This is a genomic window from Aquabacterium sp. UBA2148 (assembly GCF_002328915.1).
Classification (GTDB): Bacteria; Pseudomonadota; Gammaproteobacteria; order Burkholderiales; family Burkholderiaceae_C; genus Aquabacterium; species Aquabacterium parvum.
Window position 1 is genome coordinate 2,204 of the sequence record NZ_DCXA01000311.1, and the last position, 4,064, is coordinate 6,267.

The window sequence follows — 4,064 nt, forward strand, 5'->3', positions numbered from 1 at the left end:
CGGCGTGGACGACGCCAAGGCCGTGTGCGACGCGGTGCGCGAGAAGGCTCAGGCCCTCGGCGGCGCCGTCACGCGCGAGGCTGGACCAGTCAAGGGCGGCAACACCGTGATCGCCTTCATCACCGATCCGGATGGCTACAAGGTGGAATTGATCGAGCGCCCCGAGGGCGCTCGCGAACTCAACTGACCGCGAGCCGCTGAAAACACAAAGGGACCCAAACGGGTCCCTTTTTCATGGCGCCACCAAGGCAGGGTGTTCGTCGTTCGTCGCGTCATTCACCCGCGCGAAGCCGGGATCTCGGGCGTGCTGACCTCGACGTCACCGCATTGCGCACGGTGGCGCAGCGCGTGGTCGATCAGCACCAGCGCCAGCATGGCCTCGGCGATCGGCGTGGCGCGGATGCCCACGCAGGGGTCGTGGCGCCCGAAGGTCTCGACCGTGGCGGGCTGGCCGCTCAGGTCGATGGACTGGCGCGGCGAGCGGATCGAGCTGGTCGGCTTGATGGCGATGGCCACGCGCAGGTCTTGCCCGGTGGAGATGCCACCCAGCACGCCACCCGCGTGGTTGCTGGCAAAACCATCTGGGTAGAGCTCGTCGCCGTGCACGGTGCCACGCTGCGAGACGCTCTCGAAGCCCGCGCCAATCTCGACGCCCTTGACGGCGTTGATGCCCATCATGGCGTACGCGATGTCGGCATCGAGCTTGTCGAACAACGGATCGCCCAGGCCCACCGGCATGCCCGAAGCCTCGACGATGAGCTTGGCGCCACACGAGTCCCCGTCCTTGCGCAACTCGTCCATGTAGGCCTCGAGCTGCTCGATCTGGCTGGTGTTGGGCGCAAAGAACGGGTTGTTGGGCACGTGCTCCCAGCCCTCGAAGGCAATCGGCACGGTGCCCAGTTGCGTCATGCAGGCGCGGATGTCGGTGCCGAACTGTTCCTTCAACCACTTCTTGGCCACGGCTCCAGCGGCCACCATGGGCGCGGTCAGGCGGGCCGACGAACGCCCACCGCCGCGCGGGTCGCGGATGCCGTACTTGTGCCAATACGTGTAGTCGGCGTGGCCCGGACGGAAGGTCTGCAGGATGTTGCCGTAGTCCTTGCTGCGCTGGTCGGTGTTGCGGATCAGCAGGGCAATCGGTGCTCCCGTGGTCTTGCCCTCGTAGACGCCGGACAGGATCTCGACGGCATCGGGCTCGTTGCGCTGGGTGACGTGGCGCGAGGTGCCGGGGCGGCGGCGGTCCAGGTCAGGCTGGATGTCGGCTTCGGACAGGACCATGCCCGGGGGGCAGCCGTCGATGACGCAGCCGATGGCCGGGCCGTGCGACTCGCCGAAGTTGGTGACGGTGAACAAAAGACCAATGGTGCTGCCAGCCATGACGCGGGATCCAGATCAATCAATGACGCAAAAGCGTATTGTCCCCCATGCGGGAAAGTTCATGGCGGCAACGAAAAACGCCCGGACGAAAACCGGGCGTTGCATGCACATCGGGTGAAAAACGACTCAGAGCAGCGCCTGGCGTTCGCCCCCGGCGTTCTCTTCGACCGGCCAGTCGCGGATGTAGGCCTTGAGCATGCGGTTCTCGAAGTCCTGGCCATCGACCACCGCCTTGGCCACGTCGTAGAACGAGATCACACCCATCAGCGTGCGCTGGGTCATGACCGGCATGTAGCGCGCGTGGCGGCTGAGCATCATGCGGCGGACTTCGTCGATGTCGGTCTCGGGGGTGCAGGTCAGGGGGTGGTCGTCCATCACGGTGCGCACCACCAGCGAGCCGAAGCTGCCGCCATTTTTGACCGCCCCACGGATGACCTCGCGGAAGGTGAGCATGCCGGCCAGGTCACCGTGGTCCATCACCACGAGGGAGCCGATGTCGTGTTCGGACATGGTCTGGGCGGCTTCGGCCAGCGGCTGTTCGGGCTGAACGGTGAACAAGGTGCTGCCCTTGACGCGCAGGATGTCGCTGACTTTCATGGATGTGTCTCCTCGGTGGGGTCTCACAGTGGGTTGCACATGGTCGCGATGCCGGGTGGTGCCGGCCCGCAAGGGGTGTCACCTTGATTGCGACAGACCTGCGCCAAAGTGACCAGCGGGATGACCCTGATCCTGCCAGAAAAAGCTCATCTCAGCTCATGACCTGACGCAGTGTGAGGCGTTCCAGCGCCGCTTCGCGCCAGAAACCCTGCGCCAGCTGGTCTTGCTTGAGCAGCAGGCGCTCGACCAGCGGCCCCACGCGGGTGTGGTCCGGGTCGCACAGCAGCACGTAGCGCGCGCCCCGCTCGCCCTCAGGCTCATTGAGTTCAGCGATCCAGTCCAGGGCCTTGAGCGCCTCCAGCAGCGGCTCGATCTGCAGCGGGTCGGTGCGCAGGTGCTGCGCCAGTCCCACCGTTGACAGGCCCTTGCGCTCGCTGTGCTGCATCACTGCCAACGCCTTGAGGATGGCCAGCGCCAGCGAAAACTGCAGCCCGGGCGCATCGGGCCAACGCTTGACCTGCGACAGCAAGCTGGGCGTGTAGGCCGCCACCACCGCCCCCATGAGCACGATCAGCCAGCTCAGGTAGATCCAGATCAGGCAGATGGGCACGGCCGCGAAGGCGCCATAAATGGTCGAGTACGCAGGCACCTTGGCCAGGTAAAGCGCCAGCCCCCTCTGCGCCAGCTCCAGCCCCAGGGACGCGAAGATCGCGCCACCCCAGGCGTGCTCGGTGCGCACGAAGGTGTTCGGCACGTACTTGTAGAGCGCCGCAAAACCCGCCGTCTGCAGCACGAACAGGATCAACGACAGCAGGAAGCCGACCCCGCCGGGCAACTCGCCCACCAGTCCGCGCGACGCAGACAGCACGTACGACGTGAACGACAGGCTGCCGCCCAGCAGCAGCGGCCCCAGCGTCAGGGCCGCCCAGTAAACCAACACCCTTTGCGCGATCGGCCTGGAGCTGCGCACGCGCCAGATGCCATTGAGCGTGCGGTCGATGGTCAGCATCAGGGCCATGGCTGCCACGCCCAGGCCGATCAAGCCCAGCACGCCGAGCTGGCTGGCCTTGGCAGCGAATTTGGTCAGCGACAGCACCACCTGCTTGGCAATCACGTCAGGCAGGATGCCGGCCAGCACCTGCTGCTCCAGCGCCTTGCGAAAGCGACCGAACACCGGGAAGGCACTGAACAGCGCCAGCATCACCGTGAACAAGGGCACCAGGGCGATGGTGGTGGTGAAGGTCAGGCTGCTGGCGGTCACGCCCAGCCGGTCTTCTCGAAAACGCTGCCTCAATGTGTCCCAGGTCTGGCGCCAGGGCCAGGTGCGAAGGGTCTCGACAAGGAGGTGCCAGCGCTGCGATGCGCGAGCCAGGAGGGGCCTCTTGGAAGTCATGCTGGCTATGATGCCAGCGTCTGTACACTGCCAGCCCGGCCACGCGCGCCCGCGCCACGCCTCGCAGCCTCACCCCACCATGCCCCTGACGCCCCCCCTCGACAGCGATGTCGCCCTGGACGACCCCATCCTGGGTCAGCACACGCCTGAGCGACTGGCCCTGATCCAGCGCCTGCGCGCCGCTTGTGTGGCCGCGCTGGTGGCCCTGATCGGCCTGTGCGTGGCGTGGGAGCTGTGGCTCGCGCCGCTGCCCGGCGGCACCGGTGTGCTGGCCTGGAAAGCCCTGCCCCTGACCTTGGCCCTGGCCGGCATGCTGCGCCACCGCCTCTACACTTACCGCTGGATGTCGCTGCTGATCTGGCTTTATTTCACCGAAGGTGTGGTGAGGGCGGCGAGTGACCGGGGCACATCGCAGTGGCTGGCCGGCATCGAGGTGGCCTTGAGCACCGCCCTGTTCATCGGCTGCGCGGTGTACGTGCGTCAGCGGCTGAAGGTGCTGCCGCCCAAGAGCAAGAAGGGCCAGCCCCCGAAGGACCCGGCCTGATGCCCTCCTCCAGTCACGCCGAGCTGTTGCGCGCCCTGCGAGCGGCACTGGGCGAGCAGGCCGTGCGCGAGCCCCACGCCGGCCAACCCCTGACCGAGCACCTGCAGGACTGGCGTGGCCGCTACCATGGCAGCGCACTCGCGGTGGTCAGCC

At 66.8% G+C, this 4,064-nt stretch carries 5 protein-coding genes; 2 read left to right on the top strand and 3 right to left on the bottom strand.

The window, feature by feature from the left end; all coding sequences use genetic code 11:
- Nucleotides 1-187, top strand: a 187-nt coding sequence (locus B2W70_RS17180) for a VOC family protein (protein ID WP_349677469.1), incomplete at its 5' end; no start/stop codon positions are given.
- An 89-nt stretch (nucleotides 188-276) separates the two neighbouring features.
- Here the strand turns inward: B2W70_RS17180 and aroC are convergent.
- The 3 genes from aroC to B2W70_RS17195 form a co-directional block, all read right to left on the bottom strand.
- Nucleotides 277-1,377, bottom strand: coding sequence for a chorismate synthase (gene aroC / locus B2W70_RS17185; protein ID WP_286747667.1), 1,101 nt, complete (start codon nucleotides 1,375-1,377; stop codon nucleotides 277-279).
- A 126-nt stretch (nucleotides 1,378-1,503) separates the two neighbouring features.
- Nucleotides 1,504-1,974, bottom strand: a complete 471-nt coding sequence (locus B2W70_RS17190) for a CBS domain-containing protein (protein WP_058089245.1) — start codon at nucleotides 1,972-1,974, stop codon at nucleotides 1,504-1,506.
- A gap of 151 nt (nucleotides 1,975-2,125) precedes the next feature.
- The gene (locus tag B2W70_RS17195; RefSeq protein WP_286747670.1) at nucleotides 2,126-3,367 is read right to left on the bottom strand and encodes a YihY family inner membrane protein; all 1,242 of its coding nucleotides are present in this window, start codon (nucleotides 3,365-3,367) and stop codon (nucleotides 2,126-2,128) included.
- 79 nt (nucleotides 3,368-3,446) lie between these two features.
- Here B2W70_RS17195 and B2W70_RS17200 point away from each other — a divergent pair, with 79 nt between their 5' ends.
- A complete protein-coding gene (locus B2W70_RS17200) occupies nucleotides 3,447-3,911 on the top strand; it encodes a DUF2069 domain-containing protein (RefSeq protein ID WP_286747672.1) in 465 nt (154 codons plus the stop codon).
- Nucleotides 3,912-4,064 lie beyond the last annotated feature (153 nt).

What these genes read in the sequence shown, in the direction of transcription:
- aroC (WP_286747667.1), bottom strand. Translation starts at nt 1,377, where the DNA reads ATGGCTGGCAGCACCATTGGTCTTTTGTTCACCGTCACCAACTTCGGC.
- B2W70_RS17190 (WP_058089245.1), bottom strand. Translation starts at nt 1,974, where the DNA reads ATGAAAGTCAGCGACATCCTGCGCGTCAAGGGCAGCACCTTGTTCACC.
- B2W70_RS17195 (WP_286747670.1), bottom strand. Translation starts at nt 3,367, where the DNA reads ATGACTTCCAAGAGGCCCCTCCTGGCTCGCGCATCGCAGCGCTGGCAC.
- B2W70_RS17200 (WP_286747672.1), top strand. Translation starts at nt 3,447, where the DNA reads ATGCCCCTGACGCCCCCCCTCGACAGCGATGTCGCCCTGGACGACCCC.